Annotated in this window: 19 protein-coding genes and 1 tRNA gene; 11 read left to right on the top strand and 9 right to left on the bottom strand. The window is 69.7% G+C overall.

Features of this window, described 5'->3' with window-relative positions; genetic code table 11:
* Nucleotides 1–34: 34 nt before the first annotated feature.
* Complete coding sequence (locus tag ACQHIV_RS38615) at nucleotides 35–478, top strand: GNAT family N-acetyltransferase (RefSeq protein WP_427889282.1); 444 nt, start codon at nucleotides 35–37, stop codon at nucleotides 476–478.
* Nucleotides 479–784 carry a hypothetical protein gene (locus tag ACQHIV_RS38610; protein ID WP_427889281.1) on the top strand — a complete coding sequence of 102 codons (306 nt, stop codon included), beginning with the start codon at nucleotides 479–481 and terminating at the stop codon, nucleotides 782–784.
* A 298-nt stretch (nucleotides 785–1,082) separates the two neighbouring features.
* Here ACQHIV_RS38610 and ACQHIV_RS38605 read toward each other — a convergent pair whose 3' ends face one another.
* The 4 genes from ACQHIV_RS38605 to ACQHIV_RS38590 are packed head-to-tail and all read right to left on the bottom strand — an operon-like array spanning nucleotide 1,083 to nucleotide 3,947.
* Entirely contained in the window at nucleotides 1,083–1,607 is a 525-nt protein-coding gene (locus ACQHIV_RS38605) for a hypothetical protein (RefSeq protein ID WP_427889280.1), read from the bottom strand.
* An 18-nt stretch (nucleotides 1,608–1,625) separates the two neighbouring features.
* A complete protein-coding gene (locus tag ACQHIV_RS38600; protein WP_427889279.1) occupies nucleotides 1,626–2,264 on the bottom strand; it encodes a 2'-5' RNA ligase family protein in 639 nt (212 codons plus the stop codon).
* An 11-nt stretch (nucleotides 2,265–2,275) separates the two neighbouring features.
* A complete protein-coding gene (locus tag ACQHIV_RS38595) occupies nucleotides 2,276–3,436 on the bottom strand; it encodes a hypothetical protein (protein ID WP_427889278.1) in 1,161 nt (386 codons plus the stop codon).
* Nucleotides 3,429–3,947 carry an RNA polymerase sigma factor gene (locus tag ACQHIV_RS38590; RefSeq protein WP_427889277.1) on the bottom strand — a complete coding sequence of 173 codons (519 nt, stop codon included), beginning with the start codon at nucleotides 3,945–3,947 and terminating at the stop codon, nucleotides 3,429–3,431. The genes ACQHIV_RS38595 and ACQHIV_RS38590 overlap by 8 nt, the downstream gene beginning before the upstream one ends.
* Nucleotides 3,948–4,040: 93 nt before the next feature.
* On the opposite strand from ACQHIV_RS38590, the gene ACQHIV_RS38585 reads away from it, so the two are divergent.
* On the top strand, nucleotides 4,041–4,574 hold the full coding sequence (locus ACQHIV_RS38585) for a phosphotransferase (RefSeq protein ID WP_427889276.1): 534 nt from the start codon (nucleotides 4,041–4,043) through the stop codon (nucleotides 4,572–4,574).
* A gap of 56 nt (nucleotides 4,575–4,630) precedes the next feature.
* Here ACQHIV_RS38585 and ACQHIV_RS38580 read toward each other — a convergent pair.
* Nucleotides 4,631–4,702 (bottom strand) — tRNA-Gln (locus ACQHIV_RS38580).
* Between the two features lie 124 nt (nucleotides 4,703–4,826).
* Between ACQHIV_RS38580 and ACQHIV_RS38575 the strand changes: the two genes are divergently transcribed.
* The 6 genes from ACQHIV_RS38575 to ACQHIV_RS38550 all read left to right on the top strand — a co-directional run bounded on the left by ACQHIV_RS38575 (nucleotide 4,827) and on the right by ACQHIV_RS38550 (nucleotide 11,784).
* Nucleotides 4,827–5,822 (top strand): acyl-CoA desaturase, encoded by a 996-nt coding sequence (locus tag ACQHIV_RS38575; protein ID WP_427889275.1) that lies wholly within the window; start codon nucleotides 4,827–4,829, stop codon nucleotides 5,820–5,822.
* 59 nt (nucleotides 5,823–5,881) lie between these two features.
* Entirely contained in the window at nucleotides 5,882–6,523 is a 642-nt protein-coding gene (locus ACQHIV_RS38570; RefSeq protein ID WP_325036431.1) for a TetR/AcrR family transcriptional regulator, read from the top strand.
* A gap of 71 nt (nucleotides 6,524–6,594) precedes the next feature.
* Nucleotides 6,595–7,773: a sensor histidine kinase gene (locus ACQHIV_RS38565; protein ID WP_427889274.1), complete on the top strand. Its 1,179-nt coding sequence runs from the start codon at nucleotides 6,595–6,597 to the stop codon at nucleotides 7,771–7,773.
* The gene (locus ACQHIV_RS38560) at nucleotides 7,774–8,442 is read left to right on the top strand and encodes a response regulator transcription factor (protein WP_427889273.1); all 669 of its coding nucleotides are present in this window, start codon (nucleotides 7,774–7,776) and stop codon (nucleotides 8,440–8,442) included. It begins immediately after the preceding gene.
* 98 nt (nucleotides 8,443–8,540) lie between these two features.
* Nucleotides 8,541–9,320 (top strand): ABC transporter ATP-binding protein, encoded by a 780-nt coding sequence (locus tag ACQHIV_RS38555; RefSeq protein WP_380201256.1) that lies wholly within the window; start codon nucleotides 8,541–8,543, stop codon nucleotides 9,318–9,320.
* 1 nt (nucleotide 9,321) lies between these two features.
* Nucleotides 9,322–11,784, top strand: a complete 2,463-nt coding sequence (locus ACQHIV_RS38550; protein ID WP_427889272.1) for an ABC transporter permease — start codon at nucleotides 9,322–9,324, stop codon at nucleotides 11,782–11,784.
* Nucleotides 11,785–11,823: 39 nt separating this feature from the next.
* Here the strand turns inward: ACQHIV_RS38550 and ACQHIV_RS38545 are convergent, their stop codons facing one another.
* Both ACQHIV_RS38545 and ACQHIV_RS38540 read right to left on the bottom strand, forming a co-directional pair.
* Complete coding sequence (locus ACQHIV_RS38545; protein WP_427889271.1) at nucleotides 11,824–12,171, bottom strand: VOC family protein; 348 nt, start codon at nucleotides 12,169–12,171, stop codon at nucleotides 11,824–11,826.
* Between the two features lie 4 nt (nucleotides 12,172–12,175).
* Complete coding sequence (locus tag ACQHIV_RS38540) at nucleotides 12,176–12,955, bottom strand: methyltransferase domain-containing protein (protein ID WP_427889270.1); 780 nt, start codon at nucleotides 12,953–12,955, stop codon at nucleotides 12,176–12,178.
* A gap of 97 nt (nucleotides 12,956–13,052) precedes the next feature.
* Here ACQHIV_RS38540 and ACQHIV_RS38535 point away from each other — a divergent pair, with 97 nt between their 5' ends.
* On the top strand, nucleotides 13,053–13,538 hold the full coding sequence (locus tag ACQHIV_RS38535) for a MarR family winged helix-turn-helix transcriptional regulator (RefSeq protein WP_380201248.1): 486 nt from the start codon (nucleotides 13,053–13,055) through the stop codon (nucleotides 13,536–13,538).
* Nucleotides 13,539–13,888: 350 nt separating this feature from the next.
* Here the strand turns inward: ACQHIV_RS38535 and ACQHIV_RS38530 are convergent, their stop codons facing one another.
* Nucleotides 13,889–15,709 carry an ABC-F family ATP-binding cassette domain-containing protein gene (locus tag ACQHIV_RS38530; RefSeq protein WP_427889269.1) on the bottom strand — a complete coding sequence of 607 codons (1,821 nt, stop codon included), beginning with the start codon at nucleotides 15,707–15,709 and terminating at the stop codon, nucleotides 13,889–13,891.
* 49 nt (nucleotides 15,710–15,758) lie between these two features.
* Here ACQHIV_RS38530 and ACQHIV_RS38525 point away from each other — a divergent pair, with 49 nt between their 5' ends.
* Nucleotides 15,759–16,607: a fructosamine kinase family protein gene (locus tag ACQHIV_RS38525; RefSeq protein ID WP_427889268.1), complete on the top strand. Its 849-nt coding sequence runs from the start codon at nucleotides 15,759–15,761 to the stop codon at nucleotides 16,605–16,607.
* Here the strand turns inward: ACQHIV_RS38525 and ACQHIV_RS38520 are convergent.
* Entirely contained in the window at nucleotides 16,591–18,465 is a 1,875-nt protein-coding gene (locus ACQHIV_RS38520) for a GTP-binding protein (protein WP_427889267.1), read from the bottom strand. The genes ACQHIV_RS38525 and ACQHIV_RS38520 overlap by 17 nt on opposite strands.
* Nucleotides 18,466–18,566: the final 101 nt, after the last annotated feature.

The raw sequence follows: 18,566 nt of genomic DNA, 5'->3' as shown, positions 1-18,566 counted from the left end.
CGGATTTGGCGGGCTGCCTGTGAGACTTGGGCCCATGCCCGACCAGCAGATCAGCACCCGCCCGGCCCGCCTCGACGACGCCGACCAGGTCTGGCCGCTCGCCCGCGCCTTCGCCACGTCGTTCACGCCGGAACGGGCCGCGTTCGACACCACCTGGCCGCGGCTCGTCGACGTACCGGGCACTCTCCTGCTGGTCGCCGAAAACACCGGCGGCCGCATCGTCGGCTACCTCCTCGGCAACACCCACCTGACCTTCCTGGCCAACGGCCCCGTCGCCTGGGTCGAAGAACTGATGGTCGACGAGTCCCGCCGCGGCGCCGGCATCGGCCGCCTGCTCATGACCCACGCCGAACAATGGGCCCGCACCCAAAACGCCGCCTACCTCGCCCTGGCAAGCCGCCGAGCCGGCCCGTTCTACCAAGCCCTCTCCTACAAAGACTCCGCCACCTTCTTCAAGAAAACCCTGTCAGGCAGCTAGATGCGCACCGTGCCGTACCTCCTAGCGCTGGCGGTCGCGATCATCGTGTCCGCCCAACTCCTCCTGACCACACACCCCCGCCGCCCCCTCACCAAACGCCTCCGAGACCTAGGCACCACAGGCGACTCCTTCGGCCTCCTGCTAGCCACCGCCCTCCCCCTCACCACAGCCGGCGCCACCGTCGGCAGCCTCTTCAACTCCCCCACCACCGGTGCAACAATCGCCCTACTCCTAGCCCTGGCCGCCTGGACCACCGCAGTAATCCACGCCCACCGCCGCCCCCAACCCCCACCCCGCCACCGGTAACGGCGGCTGGCTGCATGGTGGGCGGTTTGGGTTGATGGTGAGGGGCGCTCGGTGTGCAACTCGCCCCCAATCACGTACCCCCGGACTGGCCCGACGGCACGCCGGCACAGCAGATCCACCTCGACCTGTACTTCGAGGGCCTCGCAGCGCACGACGCCGCCCACGAGCGGGCCGTCAACCTCGGCGCCCGCCTCCTCAAACCGCCGAGGACCGCACCGCCGCCCGCGGAGTGCAGGTGTACGCCGACCCGGCCGGCCATCCGTTCTGCCTCTGCTGGGTTCCCGAAGCCGACTCGTAGTCACGTACGGCGGTTTCCCCAGGCGTCGTGCCAGTACGCGGCGTCGGCGCTCCCCACGCGGAGGATGGCGTCGGGCTCAGGACGGGCCGGCCACAGCTGGATGAGGTACTCGTCGACGGGCCCGTCCTCGAACTCGCCGTTCCGGGCGGCGTCGCGGCCGCGGGCGCTCAGCCGGAGACGGTGGCTGCCGGCCAGTCCCTCGATGCGGCCGCCGGACTCACCGGCCCACGAGGACCAGCCGACGCCTTCTCCGGGCGGTACGTCGACCGACACCTCGACGACGTCCTCCCAGGACGAGGAGTCCGGCGGCGCCTGATCCAGCAGCACGATCCGCAGCGGTGACCCACCGGAACGCCGCGCGAAATGCAGGTAGACCCCGGCGCCGTGGGCGGCACCCGCGAGGCCGTTGACCTGCCCCGCGAAGAACCGGTCCGCGTCGCCGTCGAAGCCGATGCCGTCGCCCCAGACGAGATCGAACTGCCCGTAGTCCGTTCGGATCGTCTGGTCCAGGAGTACACGTTCCACCTGGCGCATCGTACGGAGTCAGCCGAGGGAGACGCGTTCGATGGTGCGCCACTCGTACTGGCGGTTGTCGCGGTGGAGTTCGATGAGGGAGACCGTGGTGACGGTGAGGTCGGCCGGGCGCGGGGTGATGCGGTCGAGCGCGGTTATGGCGGGCGCGGCGGGTTGGGTGGTGTTCGAGTACGCGAGGCTGATGTGCGGGGTGTACCCGTCCGGCTCGTCGCGTACGGCGCCGACGGCCTCGGTGATCGCGTCGCGTACGGCGTACCGGATCGTCCGCAGCGGTTCCGCCGGATCGGCCGGCAGCAGGATCGCCTCGCTGTGCACCACCGGCCGCTGGAACCGCACCGTCACCGGCTCCAGCGTCCCCAACCGCACCCGCGCCGCCGCCAGCACCGCATCCACCCGCTCGACCGGCACGTCCTCGACGAAACCGACGCCCTGCATCGTCAGATGCAGCCACTCCCGCGGGATCAGGTCCAGCCCGGGCACTGCCGCGAGCTCTTCCTGGTACTGCGACGCGAGCCGATGCAGCGGTGCCGGGTCCGCGAACGTGTTCACATGCCACGCGTAGAACCGCTTGCCGACTCCCCACCCCGGCCGCCACCACCAATGGTTGACCAACTCGTCCGCATGTCCCGCGCCAGAAGTCACCTTCATCTCATACACCCTCAGCGGGGCGTGAAGTACTTCCAGGTTTTGCCGTGGTCGGTGCTGGTGATGGCTTGGCTGCCGAGGTACTGGATGGTGTAGACGAAGTCGCCGGTGGCGGTGAGGGCGCCGAGGTCGGCGGGTGGGGTGAAGGGTGTGCCGGCGCCGGGGCGGAGCAGTTCGCGGTGTTTGCCCTGGTAGAGGGCGAGGCCGGTTCCGTTGTCGAAGGCAACGGGTGACTGGAGGTACGGCGCGTTGCGGGTGGCGACTGTTGTCCAATGCTCGCCGCGGTCGGTGGACAGCCGGAGCGGCAACTGTTCGCTGCGCACGCCGGGTTTACTGGCGGGGATCACCACGAGGGTCCGGCCGTTCGGGCTGACGCCCAGGCTGCCGTTGCCTCGGCCGGGGCTGATGACGGAGTGGCCCCAGGTTTTGCCGAGGTCGTCGGTCCAGTAGATGCTGCCGACGCCACTGTTCTTGGCGCCGACCAGCCACCATCGGCCGGTGCTGTCGCGTTGCGGCTCGAGGGCGTTGTCGACGCCGGGGATCTTCACCTCCCGCAGTACGCCGGTGTCCGGGTCCAGCGCCCGGAGCGTGCCGTACGACAGCAGAATCGCTCGGTCGGTGAACTCGGTCGTCGGCGCCGCCCACCGCAGCTTCTTCTGCACCCGCCCCTGATCCGTCAGGCGCACCATCACGGCCTGGGCCCAGGTCGGGTCGGTCCCCTTCATGCTCGTCGGCATCGACACCGCGAGTACGTCGGAGCCGTCCCGCACCGCGGCGTACCCGTTCTTCCGCACCGGCGCGGTCGTCCGCACCCCGTCCCGGAACAGCACGGCAGCGGAGGCGTACGTATATCCCGGCTGCGGCGACGACCACACCGACACCCACCGCGTCGGCGTGGCGAACGCGATATCGACCGCGCCCGACTTCTTGTCCGCGATCAGCTTCTCCGCGGTCTGGTCGACCGGCATCGACGCCGGCGGTCGCTCGGTCCCAGTGACGTTCCGGAACGGCAGTACGGCGGCCAGCACCGCGACCGTCACGGCGAGTACGACGCCCGCGCCGGTCAACGCCTGCCGACGGTGCCGGCGGCGTACGCCACGACGTTCGAGCGCCTCGAAGGGCACCGGCTCGACGGTCTGCTGGATCTCCCAGGACAGTTCCTTCAGCTCAGACATGGTTGACCTCCTCCGCGTCGTCGGCGAACTCGTGGACCAGCGGGGCCAGCGCGGCCCGGCCCCTGGAAAGGCGCGCCTTCACCGTGCCCTCCGCAACACCCAGCTGTACGGCGATCTCGCGCACCGGCAGGTCGACGATGTGGTGCAGCACGATCGCCTCGCGCTGCTCGTACGGGAGCTGTCGCAGGGCCTCGACCAGCGCGACCCGGTCCGCCGACATCCCGGCAGTCGTCGTCTCGGGGACACCGGTCCGCGACAGCAACCCGTGGAACCGGTTCGCGCGCCGGTACCGCCGCCGTACGGCGTTCAGCGCGACCGTCCGCAGCCACGCCTCCGGGTTGCCGAGCTGAGCGAACCGCCGCGGCTTCTCCACGGCCCGGACGAACGCCTCCTGTACGGCGTCCTCGGCCTCACCGAGGTTCCCGCAGACCGCGAACAACTGCCCTACGAGCCGCCGATAACACCCCTCGTACAGCTCCCGCACCATGCCGGCCGTGTCGCCGTCACCCATCACCGCTCCCCAGATCGGACCCTTTGCCCACACGAGTCCCGACACGCCGCTCCGGTTGCATCACAAAAGAGAGTTCACCGTAACCTCCGCTGCGTGGACCTCCAGAACCTGCTGGCCCAGTTCAGCGCCGACGAGGCAGACCGACTGGAGTGGCTCGCCACGACCGGATTCCCCTGCCCACAAGTCGTCGACCGAGGCAACACCTGGATGCTGACCACGAAGCTCAGCGGCCTGGACGCCACCGACGACTGGCCGGCGGCCGACCGCCCCGCCGTACTCACCGCGATCGCAACCGGGCTCCGCGAACTCCACGCCCTACCCAGCTCGCCGTTCCCCTCACCGTTTCCGGGCACACCCGAGGTCGTCACGCACGGAGATTACGCAGCGCCGAACGTCTTCATCGATCCCGAGACCCTGCAGTTCAGCGGCATGCTCGACGTCGGCAGGCTCGGCATGGGCGACCCGTACGTCGACCTCGCCCTGATGTACAAGAGCCTCGCCCACGGACGGAATCCGCAGTACGGCCTCACCCCTGCCGCACGGTCCTTCGTGAAACAGTACGGCGGCGATCCGGACGACCCACGAATCGCGTACTACATCGCTCTCGACGACTCCGCCAGCTTCTGAAGCCGGCGTATTGGCAAAACCCCGGCTCAGAGACCTCCGAGCCGGGGTTTGGGTTGCTCCCCCGCCAGGTTTCGATCCTGGTCTTCGAGATTCAAAGTCTCGCGGGCTGCCGATTACCCCACGGGGGATCGTGGTTGCCGGGACAGTTTGCCACGAGTGGCGTGGATGACACGCTGAGGGGTTCCTTACCTACGGCTCCGTAGGTTACGGTGGCGTAGGTAACGACCCCCGGAGGCGAGGGAAGAACACGTCATGACTCCACCCACTGCGACCGTGCCGGACGCGCCCACTCGTACCGCGTCCGTCGACGAGGTTCACACCGGGACTCTCGGTGGTGAGCAGAAGAAGCTCTGGGAGCAGGTGGCGCTGGCGTTGTTCATCGGCATCCCGTTCCTGGCGGTGCTGGCGGCGGTGCCGATCGCGTGGGGCGGGTTCCTCGGGTGGCGCGACATCGTCCTCGCGGTGGTGTTCTACACGGTCGCCGGCCACGGGATCTCGATCGGTTTCCACCGGCTGTTCACCCACAAGTCGTTCAAGCCGAACCGGCCGCTGAAGTACGCGCTCGCGATCGCCGGTTCGCTGGCGATCGAGGGGCCGGTGATCCGCTGGGTGGCGGACCACCGCAAGCACCACAAGTTCTCCGACCGCGACGGCGACCCGCACAGCCCGTGGAAGTACGGGCACACGATGGGCGCGCTGACCAAGGGCTTCTTCCACGCGCATGTCGGCTGGCTGTTCGACACCGAGCAGACTCCGCAGCGGCAGTACGCGCCGGATCTGCTGCGGGACAAGGACGTGGTCAAGGTGTCCCGCATGTTCCCGCTGCTGGTCGCCGTGAGCCTGCTCGCGCCGGCGGTCATCGGCGGCCTCTGGTCCTGGTCGTGGACCGGCGCGCTGACGGCGTTCTTCTGGGCCAGCCTGGTCCGGATCGCGCTGCTGCACCACGTCACCTGGTCGATCAACTCGATCTGCCACACGATCGGCGACCGGCCGTTCAAGAGCCGGGACAAGTCCGGCAACGTGTGGTGGCTGGCGATCCTCAGCCAGGGCGAGTCGTGGCACAACCTGCACCACTCGGACCCGACCTGCGCGCGGCACGGCGTACTCAAGGGCCAACTGGACACGTCGGCGCGGTGCATCTGGTTCTTCGAGAAGCGCGGCTGGGTGTCGGATGTCCGGTGGCCGGTCAAGGAGCGGCTGGAAGCCCGCCGGGTGGACGCTTCGAGGCGTACTCTGAAAGCCGCCTGAGAGCGAAAACCTACCCCTGCAGCACCGGAAGTACGGCATGATGCTGACGTGATCACGACGTGACGGAACCCAAACCGCGGCGGTCCGGCCGGATCCGGATGACCAGTGCCGAGCGTCGCGAGCAACTCATCACGATCGCCCGCGGCCTGTTCGCGCAGAAGGGCTACGAGGGCACCTCGGTCGAGGAGATCGCGGCCCGCGCCGAGGTCTCCAAGCCGGTCGTGTACGAACACTTCGGCGGCAAGGAAGGCCTGTACGCCGTGGTCGTGGACCGCGAGGTACGAGCGCTGCTCGACGGCGTCACGCAGTCGCTGACGGCGGGCCGGGCGCACGAACTGGTCGAGCAGGCCGCGCTGGCGCTGCTCGACTACATCGAGAACAACGCGGACGGTTTCCGGATCCTGGTCCGGGACTCGCCGGTCGGGTCGTCGACCGGCTCGTTCATCTCGATCCTGAGCGATGTCGCGACCCGGGTCGAGCACATCCTGGCCGAGGAGTTCAAGCGCCGCGGCCTGGACCCGAAGAACGCGCCGATGTACGCGCAGATGCTGGTCGGGATGGTCGCGCTGACCGGTCAGTGGTGGCTGGACGCCCGCAAACCGAAAAAGCCGGACGTCGCCGCACACCTGGTCAACCTCGCCTGGAACGGCCTCAGCGGCCTCGAGGCGAAGCCCACCCTCTCGACCCGTCCGCACAAATAGACCCCGGTCGTACGCCGACATCAGCCCGCGGCATGACCCCCGAAAAGGCCCCAGCCCGTACTCTGGCGACCATGACGGGGATCTTCACCGCGCGGCCGTTGCCTGCCCGGAGCAAGGCGTTCGACCTGCTCCTCGCGGGCAGCCTCTGCATGGTCTTCGGCTTCCTGTCGCTCGCCCAGGCGCACTTCGGCGGGCTGCTCGCGTTCGGCATGCTGGTGCCGCTGATCTGGCGCCGGACCCATCCCGAGCTGGTCTTCTTCGCCGTCTGCTCGGTCGCCACGCTGCAATGGCTGGCCGGTGTCGAACTGCAGCCCGGCAACGTCGGCCTGCTGATCGCCCTCTACGCGATCACCGTGTACGGCGACGTACGCCTGAGCCGGATCGCGCTGGGCATCGGCGGCCTCGGCGTACTGATGGCGACGTCGCGGTACTGGGCCAACTCGGACTGGAAGCAGCAGGTCACGACGATGGGCGGGCTCGCCGCGCTCGTCTTCGGGGTCTGGGCGTTCGGCGAACGCCGCCGGACCCGCGGCCTGTACGTCGCCCAGCTCGAGGAGCGGGCCGCCCAGCTCGAACGGGACCGCGACCGCGAGTCGAAACTCGCCGTCAGCAACGAACGGACCCGGATCGCGCGCGAGATCCACGACGTGGTCGCGCACGGCCTGTCGATCATGATCGTGCAGGCCGACGGCGGGCTGTACGCCGCGGACCAGTCGCCGGAGGCGGCGAAGAAGGCGCTCGCCACGATCGGCGACACCGGCCGCGCGAGCCTGACCGAGATGCGGAAGATGCTCGGTCTGCTGAAACAGGACGAGCAGTCCGACCTCGGCCCGCACCAGCCGCGCCCGCAGCCGGGTGTTTCCAGTCTCCCGGAGCTGATCGACAACGTCCGCGAGGCGGGCCTGGCCGTCGAGTACACGGTCACCGGTCAGCCCCGCGAGCTGCCCGCGCTGCTCGGGCTGACGGCGTACCGGATCGTGCAGGAAGGCCTGACCAACACGCTGAAACACGCCGGGCCGGGAGCGCGCACCTCCGTCGCGCTGGACTTCGGGCGCGAGATGCTGACCGTGGTGGTCACCGACGACGGCCGCGGGGCCGGGGTCGCGCCGAGCGCGGATCCGGGACACGGCCTGGTCGGGATGCGGCAGCGTGTCTCGGTCTCGGGCGGTACGGTGAGCGCCGGACCGAAGGCCGGCGGCGGGTACGAGGTGGTCGCCAGGCTGCCGTACAACCTGCCCAACGGAGGGTAAGTGACCGACGAAGTGATCCGGGTCTTCCTTGTCGACGACCAGGAGCTGGTCCGGGCCGGGTTCACGATGCTGGTGGATTCGCAGGCCGACATGCGGGTGGTCGGCCAGGCGGGTGACGGCGGCGAGGCGGTGGAGAAGATCCAGGTGACCGCGTGCGACGTCGTACTGATGGACGTCCGGATGCCGCGGCTGGACGGTGTCGAGGCGACCCGGCAGCTGAACTCGTTGCCGCAGGCCCCCAGGGTGATCGTGCTGACCACGTTCGACCTGGACGAGTACGCGTTCGCCGCGATCAAGGCCGGCGCGGCCGGCTTCCTGCTCAAGAACACCCCGCCCGCCGACCTGCTGAGCGCGATCCGCCAGGTGCACTCCGGGGACGCGGTCGTCTCCCCCAGTACGACGAAACGCCTGCTGGAGCACTTCGCCGGGGCGCTGCCCGACGCGGACACCGAGCGGCCGGACCTCAAGGACCTGACGGCCCGCGAACGCGAGGTGCTGATCGAGGTCGCCCGCGGCCTGTCGAACACCGAGATCGCCAAGCTCTTCACGTTGTCCGAGGCAACGGTCAAGACGCACATCGGCCGGATCCTGGCCAAGACCGGCCTCCGCGACCGGGTCGCCCTGGTAGTCCTGGGGTACGAGACCGGCCTGGTCAAACCCACCAAGTAATACCCAGGTCGTACGCGGATTCCAGTCTGCGGTCCGACGAGATGGGCGGCTCCGCTCAGTAACTTCTTCACCAACGTTCAGTTGAGTCGAGGAGTGACATGAGCTTGCAGACACCGCAGCCCGCGGTCGGCCGGTTGCCGCAGGACGGTACGCCGCGGACCGCGATCCGCGCCCACGAGCTGCGCAAGGTGTACGGGCAGGGCGACACCGCGGTGGCCGCCCTCGACGGCGTCTCGGTGGACTTCGGGGTCGGCCGGTTCACCGCGATCATGGGCCCGTCCGGGTCCGGGAAGTCGACGCTGATGCACTGCCTGGCCGGGCTCGACACCCCGACCAGCGGCCAGGTGCTGCTCGGCGAGACCGAGCTGACCCGGCTGGCCGACGCGGAGCTGACCAAGATCCGCCGGGACCGGATCGGGTTCGTGTTCCAGTCGTTCAACCTGCTGCCGATGCTGACCGCGAAGGACAACATCCTGCTGCCGCTGGAGCTCGGCAACCGCAAGCCGGACCAGCAGTGGCTGGACACGCTGATCGACGTACTCGGGCTGGCGGACCGGCTGACGCACCGCCCGGCGGAGCTGTCCGGCGGTCAGCAGCAGCGGGTCGCGGTGGCCCGGGCGCTGGTCGGCCGGCCGGAGGCGGTGTTCGCCGACGAGCCGACCGGCAACCTGGACTCCCGGTCCGGGGCGGAGGTGCTCGGGTTCCTGCGCCGGTCGGTGCGCGAGTTCGGGCAGACCGTGGTGATGGTGACCCACGACCCGCTGGCCGCGTCGTACGCCGACCGCGTGGTGATGCTCGCCGACGGCAAGCTGGCCGGCGAACTGCAGCAGCCCACTCCGGAGAGCGTCCTGGACGCGCTGCGGCAGCTGGGGGCGTGACGTGCGACGTTCACTCCTCTCCTCGCTGCGCGCCCACCTGGGCCGGCTGGTCGCCGCGTGCCTGGCGATCGTCCTGGGGGTCGGGTTCGGCTCGCTCGCGATGATCGTGCACTCGTCGGCCTCGCACGGGATCGACGAGACGATCGGCGCGCAGTACAAGGGCGTCGACGCGGTCGTGTACCCGTCGCGCGCGACGATCTCCCCGGCCGACATCACGAAGGCACAGCAGGTGTCCCAGGCGCGGGCGGTCGTCACGCTCACCACGACGTACCTGAACGCCGCGTATCCGGACCTGGTCCGGCCGACCGGCATCGAGATCGACGCGCTGCACGACAGCACCGTGATCGCCGGCCCCGGCACCTCCTCCGGACGGTTGCCGACCGCAACGAACGAGATCGCGCTCCCGGCCCGGCAGGCGGCCAAGCACAAGGTCGGCGTCGGCGACCAGCTGCGGATCAGCGGCTACGAGGGCAGGTCCTGGACGCTGCGGGTGGTCGGTCTGATCGACGACGAGAAGTCCGTCGGTACGGCGCCCGCGGTGATCACGCCGGCCGGGATGAAGGCGATCGCGCCGGAAGCGTTCGTCCGGGCGATCGCGCTGGCCGCCAAGCCCGGTGTCTCGCAGGTGCAGCTCGCCGACGCGACCCGTGCGGTGGTCGCGGGTGAGCTGACGGTGTACACCGGCAAGGAGTTCGTCCAGCACGAGGTCGAGGGCTACACGCATGGCATCGACGTACTCGGCGGCGTGTTCGGGATGTTCGCGCTGATCGCGCTGTTCGTCGCGTGCCTGGTGATCGGCAACACGTTCACGATCGTGATCGCGCAGCGGACCCGCGAGATGGCGTTGCTGCGCTGTGTCGGAGCCTCCCGGCGGCAGGTGTTCACGTCGGTACTCGCGGAGGCGAGCGTGGTCGGCGTGGTCGCGTCCGCGGTCGGCGTGGTGTTCGGTGTCGCACTGTCGGCGCTGGCGCTGACACTGTCCCGCGAGTTCGACTGGGGTATCCCGAAGGTGCCGCTGCACCTCGACCTGGCGTCGGTGTTCGTGCCGCTGCTGCTCGGCACGCTGGCCACGCTGATCGCGGCCGTCGTACCGGCGCGCCGCGCGACCAAGGTGGCGCCGCTGGCCGCCCTTCGCCCGGAGGCGGCCCCGGCGGCCGGGTCCAGGGCCGGCGTACTGCGGTTGCTCGCTGGCTTCCTGCTCCTCGCGGGTGGCGGCGCACTGCTGGCGGCGGGTGCCGCGATGCATCAGGTGCTGATCGGCGTCGCGGGCGGCGTGATCTCGTTCCTCGGGGTCCTCGCGGTCGGCTCGCTGCTGGTACCGGCGCTGATCCGGCTGATCGGCGCACTGCCCGCCCGCGGTGGCGGCGTACCGGCCCGGATCGCGGTCGCGAACGCCGTCCGGAACCCGAAGCGGACCGCGGCGACCACGTCCGCGCTGCTCATCGGGGTCACGCTGATCAGCCTGACCTGTGTCGGGATCGCCTCGGTGCAGAAGACGTTCGACGTGACGATGAACGGGCAGTACCCGGTCGACCTGACGGTGACGGCGTGGAAGGAGAAGATGCCGGCCAGCGCCGAGCAGCAGCTCCGCGACATCAAGGGCATCACCCAGGTGGTGCCGGTCAGTACGGCGGACGTGAAGGCGGCCGGGCAGGAGATGTCGGTCACCGGCATCGACCAGGCCAAGGCAGGCTCGGTGATCCACGACCAGGAACTGGCCGGGAAGCTCAAGGCCGGTACGGCGCTGTTGACGTACCCGACGATGCGCGGGCTGAACGTCACCGAGGGGAAGCCGATCACGATCGTGGCGGGGCAGCACAAGCTCACGCTGACCGTGCAGCTGTCGATCGGGCTGGACCCGATCACGCTCACCTCGACCGACCTCGCGAAGCTCGCGCCGAACGCGTCGGTGACCGGGTACTGGCTGGCGTCGGACCCGAACGCGAACGCGCGGGACGTGATCGACTCGGTGCAGCAGTCGATCCCGAGCGTGAAGGACCTGACCGTCGAGGGCGGTCTGGCCAAGCGGGCGACGTACACGCAGATCTTCGACGTGCTGCTGATCGTCGGGATCGGGCTGCTCGGGGTGTCGGTGCTGATCGCGCTGGTCGGCGTCGGCAACACGCTCAGCCTGTCGGTGCTGGAGCGGACCCGGGAGAACGCGCTGCTCCGGGCGATGGGGCTGTCCCGCGGTCAGCTGCGCCGGATGCTCGCCGTCGAGTCGCTGCTGATGGCGGTGGTCGCGGCGGGGCTCGGGATCGTCCTCGGCCTGATCTACGGGTGGACCGGGACGAGCGCGCTGATGGGCGGCCAGACCACCACCGGCGCGGTCGAGTACGCCGTACCCGGGACGCTGCTGATCGCGATCGCCGCCGTCGCCGCGGTCGCGGGACTGCTCGCCTCGGTACTGCCCGCCCGCCGCGCCGCCAAGGTCGCCCCCGCCGGCGCCCTCGCCACCGAATGAGCCGGCGGCTCGTCCGGCTTGAGGGGGCCGGACGAGCCGCTACACCAATTCGATGCGATTCCCGTGTCCGTCGGCTGTATGAAAGCGCCGACGGCCGGGAATCGTCTCGTTGTCCCAAGTCACCGGGAAACCAAGGCTTTCCAGCCGCGCGGCCAGAGCGTCCAGATCGTCCACCGCGAGCGCCGGATGTGCCTTCTTGGCCGGCCTGAAATCCTGCTCGACACCCACATGGATCTCAGCGGCGTCCGCCTTGAACCAGCAGCCGCCGCGCGGCTTCAGCAGTTCCGGCTTCTCCACCTCGGTCATCCCGAGCGCGTCCCGGTAGAACGCCCGCGCCACCTCTTCCCCACCCGGCGGACACGACACCTGCACATGATCGAGTCGCATAACCTCACCCCTTCTTCTGCGCCACAGCAAAGATCCGCCGGAACGGCAGCAACGTCCCGTACTCCTTCCGCGGATAAGCCTCCGCCAGCCGTGCGCCGTACTCCGCCTCGAAGTCCGCCCGTACGTCGTCCGGCAGGGACTGCAGCACCGGCCGCGCACCGGTCCCCTTCACCCATTCCAGTACGGCGTTGTCCCCGGCCAGCACGTGGAAGTACGTCGTCTCCCACGCGTCCACCACGCACCCCAGCGCACTGAGCGCGTCGACGTACTCGGCCGGCCCCGGTACGTCGGGGCGCAACGACGCGTCCTTCGCGTACTCGGCGTACGGCGGGGTGTTCGCCAGCTCGCGGAGGATCGCGTGCGACGGCGCGTCCCCGTTGCCGGGGATCTGGATCGCCAGCCAACCGCCCGGCCGCAGCGCCCGGACGAACCCAGGCAGCAGGTCGAGCTGCTCCGGGACCCACTGCAGCGTCGCGTTCGTGACGATCACGTCGAGGTCCGACCCGGACCACTCCCGGACGTCGCCGAGCTCGAAGCTCAGCCGCTCGTCGGCGTACGGCGCGGCCGCCTCGAGCATCTGCGGCGAGCTGTCGATGCCGCGGATCGTCGCCTCCGGCCAGACGTCCCGCAGCGTCGCGGTCAGCGCGCCCGGCCCGCAGCCGAGGTCGACCACGGTCCGGACGTCGTCCGCCCGGACCCGCTCCACCAGGTCCCGGAACGGCCGCGCCCGCTCGTCGGCGTACGTGCCGTACTGCTCCGGACTCCACACCGGTGACCTGCGCATCAGCCTGCACCTTCTCTCGGTTTTATCTTGATGTCGAGATACTTTAACCACTCCAGTTGTCTTGATGTCAAGAGTCTTGATCGGTACGCTCGGATCCATGGAGGACGAGGTCGATCGGCTGATCGAGGCCTGGCGGCGGGAACGCCCCGACCTCGACGTGGCACCGATGGAGGTGCTGTCCCGGGTCAGCCGGCTCGCCCGGCACCTGGACCGCGCCCGCGGCCAGGCCTTCGACACGCACGACCTGGAGTCCTGGGAGTTCGACGTCCTCGCCGCCCTCCGGCGCGCCGGTACGCCGTACCAGCTGTCGCCCGGGCGACTCCTCAAGGAAACCCTCGTCACCTCCGGCACGATGACCAACCGGGTCGACCGGCTGGCCGCCCGCGGCCTGGTCGAGCGGCTGCCGGACCCGAACGACCGGCGCGGCGTGCTCGTCCAGCTGACGCCCGCCGGGCGGGACAAGGTCGACGCCGCGATGGCGGATCTGCTCGCCCACGAGCGCACCCTGCTCGGTGCCATCGGGGAGCGCGACCAGCAGAAGATCGCGCGCGTGTTGCGGGAACTCGTCCGCCCGTTCGAATAAACAAAGGGACTTGTCCGGCCCAACAAAACCCATCTGGAATTGTGCCGGAATTATCCGAAAAGACGAAGCGTCACTTGTAGCCTGTTTCGATCGTTGCTAGTTGCAACAGGATCGAGAGACTGCTGTGAGCGATACAACTGATCACCAACACTATGGTCATCACAGTCAGTAGCCATTGAACTACCAGGTGACTTCGGCGGCAAGAGGTGGTCCGCCGAAAGCGGCTGCGCGGTGTCCGGGGCTCGGGGCCCGAACAACGCCGGCCGGCACGGGGCCCGCTCACCCGCAAGCTCGGCGTACCCCTCCGAATCACAGGGGATCGGAGGGGACGCCGCGGCTCGAAACTCCTGCTATTCGGCGCGTTCCGCCGCTTCGAACCAGAGGGTTTCCAACTCACCGCGCTCGTCCGCGAGCTTGCGCAGCTCGGCGTCCAGCTCGGCCAGCCGCTCGTAGTCGCTGGCGCTCGCGGCCAGCTGGTCGTGCAGTTTCGCCTCGGTCTCGGTGAGCTTCGCGAGCTGCCGCTCGATCCGGTTCAGCTCCTTCTTCGCCGCCCGGGCCGCTGCCGCGTCAGCGGTCGGACGCTCAACCACCTCGGAATTGCCGCCGGCCGGCAAATCCGTGGACACCGCCGCCGCCGGTGTCAACACATTAGACGTCGCCCGCCGTGGAATTCCGGCCGCGAGTTCGTCGAGATACTGCTCGACGCCGCGCGGCAGATGCCGGACCCGGCCGTCGCCCATGATCGCGTAAACCATGTCGCTGACCCGCTCCAGGAAGTACCGGTCGTGGGTGACCGTGACGACCACGCCCGGCCAGCCGTCCAGGAAGTCCTCCAGCACGGTCAGCGTCTCGACGTCCAGGTCGTTGGTCGGCTCGTCGAGGATCAGCACGTTCGGCTCGTCCAGCAGGATCCGCAGCAGCTGCAGCCGGCGGCGCTCGCCACCGGACAGGTCCGAGATCCGGGTGGTCAGCTTGTCGCCGGTGAACCCGAACCGCTCGAGCAGCTGCGACGACGTCAGCTCGCCGCCGCGGCCCGCGAGTGCCGCCGTACGGCGGATCGAGGTGATGTGGTCGAGGACCGTGATCGTGCCGTCGATCTCCTCGAGGTTCTGCGAGAGGTTCGCGACCCGGACCGTCTTGCCCTGCTTGACCAGGCCGTGGTCCGGCGGCAGCTGCCCCGTGAGCACCCGGAGGAACGTGGTCTTGCCGGCGCCGTTCGGGCCGAGCAGCCCGATCCGGTCGGCCGGGCCGAGCCGGAACGTGACGTGGTCGAGCATCTTCCGGTCGCCGAAGCTCAGGCTGACGTCCTCGGCGTCGAACACGTCCTTGCCGAGCCGGGACGTCGCCAGTTGCGACAGCGCAAGCTTGTCCCGCGGCGGCGGCTCGTTCTCGATCAGGGCGTTCGCCGCGTCGATCCGGAACTTGGGCTTGGTGGACCGGGCCGGGGCGCCGCGGCGCAGCCAGGCCAGCTCCTTGCGGAGCAGGTTCTGCCGCTTCTCCTCGCTGACCTGCGCGGTGCGGGCCCGCTCCGCCTTCGCCAGCACGTAGGCGGCGTACCCACCGTCGTACGACGTGACGCGGCCGCCCTGGACCTCCCACGTGTCCGTGCAGACCGCGTCCAGGAACCAGCGGTCGTGGGTGACCACGATCAGCGCGCCGGCCCGGTCGACGACGTGCTCGGCCAGCCAGCTGACCGCCTCGATGTCCAGGTGGTTGGTGGGCTCGTCGAGGATCAGCAGGTCGACCTCAGTGAGCAGGAGCCGGGCGAGCGACGCGCGTCGCCGCTCACCGCCGCTCAGGCTGCCGACCAGTGCCTCGTGGTCGACCTCGCCGAGCAGATGCTCCATCACCGAGCGAGCCCTCGGGTCCGCCGCCCAGGTGTAGGTCTCGACGTCGCCGAGGACCGCGTGCAGCACGGTCTGCCCCGGGTCGAGGTCGTCGCTCTGCCCGAGGTACCCGAGCCGCAGGTCGCGGTTGTGTGTGATCCGTCCGCTGTCGGGCGGCTCGCGCCGGGCCAGGACCTGCAGGAGCGTCGACTTGCCGTCGCCGTTGCGCCCGACCACGCCGATCCGCTCACCACGGCCTACGCCGAGACTGACCGAGTCGAGCAGTGTGCGGGTCCCGAAGCCCTTCGAAACAGCTTCCAGATTGACCAAGTTAGGTGCCGCCATAACGCGTCCAAGGGTAGCTGACGCGGACGCGCATGCCAGGATCGTCCGAGTGCTGACTCCTGCCTGGCTCGAGGGACTGTCCCTGGGCGACCCGATCTCCGCCGATCCGCTCGAAGGCGGGTACGCGAGCAAGACCTTCCGCGTCCGGACGACGCTGGGCCGCTCGGTGGTCGTGAAGACCCAGGACAACCTCCCGCCGGACCTGTACGCGCTGGAGGCGGACGGTCTCGACGCGTTGCGCTCCCCCGGCGGGTTCGCCGTACCGGAGGTGTTGCGGGTCACGCCGCACTTCATCGTGCTCGCCGACCTCGGTACGCCGGAACCGTCGCCGACGTACTGGGAGGACGCCGGACGGGCGCTCGCGCGGCAGCACCGGCGTACGGCCGGCAAGTTCGGGTACGACCGGGACAACTACCTCGGCGTACTGCCGCAGCGGAATCCGTGGACCACGGACGGTCACGCGTTCTTCGCGGAGCACCGGCTGCTCCGGTACCTCGAGGAGCCGAACTGCCACCAGCAGCTCCCATCGGAGGACCGCCGGCGCCTGGAACGGGTGGCCGGCCGGCTCGGCGAGCTGATCCCGCCCCAAGCACCCGCCCTCCTGCACGGCGACCTGTGGCACGGCAACCTCCTGCCCGCACCCACCGGCGCGCCCGCCCTCATCGACCCGGCGGTCTACTACGGCTGGCCGGAGGCGGAGCTGGCGACCCTACTGATCTACAACCACCTCTCCGAGGCCCTCTTCACCGCCTACGAGGAACTCCACCCGCTGACCCCCGGCTGGCGCGAACGCCTCCCCCTGCTACACCTCCGCGAGCTCCTCTGCATCACCGCCCACACCCCCGACGTACCCGACACCGTCAACGAGATCCACACGATCCTCAAGAGCTTCGACTGAGGTGCAGGAGGTACTGCTTCTCGTTCAGGGGGTTGCCGTCGGTGCGGGGGCGGTGCGGTGGGGTGGACGGGACCGGGTGGTAGCTGTCGAATGTCGTGGTGAGCAGGCCTTCGCCGCGGGTGAGGGTCGGGAGCTGGGACTCGAACGAGTGCGTGGCGGCGGCCGGGATCGTGCCTTCGAGGTGTGTCCGGGTGGCCTGGGTGACGACGCCGCGGTGCTCGGCGAGGTGCGCCATGATTCGGGCGACGGCGTCCGGCGGGACGTCCAGCTCGACGTGGTTCACCGGTTCCAGGACCGTCGTACCGGCCTCGGCGATCGCCTGCATCAGGACGAGCGGCACCAGCCGGCGGAAGTCGGCGGCGGTGCTGGTCGCGTTGTCGAACTCGGTGTGGGTGAGATCGACCCGGACGTCCCGGATCTCCCAGCCGTACAGGCCTTGGTGCAGGGTCTGGCGGACCGTCTCCTCGATCGCGGTGTGGAAGGCCCGGGTGAGCGCGCCGAGCTCCACCTCCAGGTGGTACTCGATGCCTTCGGCAACCGGTGAGACGCGGAACCCGACGCCCGACGACCACTGGCTCTCGGACATCGTCCGGGTCGCCGCGCCGGTGCCGTTCAGCCGCTCGACGTGGATCGGCGTCGTCTCGCTGAACGTGACGTCGACGCCGTACTCGGACGCGAGCAGGGACGCGATCACCTCCTTCTGCACCTCGCCGTACAGGCTGACCGTGATGTCGCCGGCCTTCCGGACCCGGATCAGCGGGTCCTGTTCGGCGAGCTGGGTGAGACCCTGGAACAGCCGCACCCGGTCCCGCGCGCTCACCACGGTCTCCAGCGTCGGCGGCGCGAACAGCCGGTGCGCGTACGTCGACGGTACGCCGAGCTGGTCGCCGATCCGGATGCTCTTCAGGCCCCGCAGCGCCACGATCTGCCCGGCTTCGACGCGGTCGACCGGCCGCCGGGCGCCGTCGGCGTACAGCTCGATCCCGCTCGGGCGGGCCTGGTACGCCGGCCCGTCGCCGGGATGTACGGCGACCTGCGCGCGGGCGGCGAGCGTGCCGCTGACGATCCGCGCGGACGCGATCTTCTGGCCGGCCTCGACCCGCTCGACCTTGAACACCCGCGCCCGCAGCTCGTCCCGCGCCGATCCTGTTGCCCGTGGCAACCAGCTCCGGATGCCGTCGATCAGCTCGTCGATGCCGGTGCCGGTCATCGCGGACCCGAAGTACACCGGATGGACGCCGGCCGCCGCGACCTGCCGCCGGAGCTCCGCCGACTGGTCCACCGGTCCTTGCAGGTACCGCTCCAGGAAGCCGTCGTTGCGCTCGGCAAGGATCTCGCCGAGCTCGGTGCGCCGGACGTCGAGCGGTACGACGGAAGCCGCCCGCGTACCCAGGTCCGGCACCGTCTGCATCGGTACGGCGCCCGGCGTCAGGAGGCGGCGGATGTCGGCGAGCAGGTCGTCGTATCGGGCTCCGACCCGGTCGACCTTGTTCACGAACAGCAGCGTCGGGATCCGCAGCCGGCCGAGGGTACGCATCAGCAACCGCGTCTGCGGCTGCACGCCCTCGACCGCGGAGAGCACCAGCACGGCGCCGTCGAGCACCGACAGCGCCCGCTCCACCTCGGCGATGAAGTCCGAGTGGCCCGGGGTGTCGATCAGGTTCACCGGCAGGTCCCCGAGCCGGAACGACACCACCGCCGACCGGATCGTGATGCCCCGTTTCCGCTCGAGGTCCATCGAGTCGGTCCGGGTGTCCCCGTCGTCGACCCGGCCGACCCGGTCGACGACCCCGGCGGCGTACAGCAGCCGCTCGGTCAGGCTGGTCTTACCGGCGTCGACATGCGCGACAATGCCCATCGTCAGAGATTTCAAGAGTCCTCGCGAACGCGTCGAAACGATCAGTACCGATGCGGTAGATCGATCCGCGGCGCATCCCGGTCTCCTGTCCGACGATGAGA

The sequence above is a fragment of the Kribbella polygonati genome (genome assembly GCF_050320105.1).
Lineage (GTDB): Bacteria > Actinomycetota > Actinomycetes > Propionibacteriales > Kribbellaceae > Kribbella.
This window is presented reverse-complemented; position numbering and strand designations above follow the sequence as displayed.

Coding starts and splice junctions, on each gene's coding strand:
- ACQHIV_RS38615 (WP_427889282.1), top strand. CDS start 35: ATGCCCGACCAGCAGATCAGCACCCGCCCGGCCCGCCTCGACGACGCC.
- ACQHIV_RS38610 (WP_427889281.1), top strand. CDS start 479: ATGCGCACCGTGCCGTACCTCCTAGCGCTGGCGGTCGCGATCATCGTG.
- ACQHIV_RS38600 (WP_427889279.1), bottom strand. CDS start 2,264: ATGAAGGTGACTTCTGGCGCGGGACATGCGGACGAGTTGGTCAACCAT.
- ACQHIV_RS38595 (WP_427889278.1), bottom strand. CDS start 3,436: ATGTCTGAGCTGAAGGAACTGTCCTGGGAGATCCAGCAGACCGTCGAG.
- ACQHIV_RS38590 (WP_427889277.1), bottom strand. CDS start 3,947: ATGGGTGACGGCGACACGGCCGGCATGGTGCGGGAGCTGTACGAGGGG.
- ACQHIV_RS38575 (WP_427889275.1), top strand. CDS start 4,827: ATGACTCCACCCACTGCGACCGTGCCGGACGCGCCCACTCGTACCGCG.
- ACQHIV_RS38565 (WP_427889274.1), top strand. CDS start 6,595: ATGACGGGGATCTTCACCGCGCGGCCGTTGCCTGCCCGGAGCAAGGCG.
- ACQHIV_RS38555 (WP_380201256.1), top strand. CDS start 8,541: ATGAGCTTGCAGACACCGCAGCCCGCGGTCGGCCGGTTGCCGCAGGAC.
- ACQHIV_RS38545 (WP_427889271.1), bottom strand. CDS start 12,171: ATGCGACTCGATCATGTGCAGGTGTCGTGTCCGCCGGGTGGGGAAGAG.
- ACQHIV_RS38540 (WP_427889270.1), bottom strand. CDS start 12,955: ATGCGCAGGTCACCGGTGTGGAGTCCGGAGCAGTACGGCACGTACGCC.
- ACQHIV_RS38535 (WP_380201248.1), top strand. CDS start 13,053: ATGGAGGACGAGGTCGATCGGCTGATCGAGGCCTGGCGGCGGGAACGC.
- ACQHIV_RS38530 (WP_427889269.1), bottom strand. CDS start 15,709: ATGGCGGCACCTAACTTGGTCAATCTGGAAGCTGTTTCGAAGGGCTTC.
- ACQHIV_RS38520 (WP_427889267.1), bottom strand. CDS start 18,465: ATGGGCATTGTCGCGCATGTCGACGCCGGTAAGACCAGCCTGACCGAG.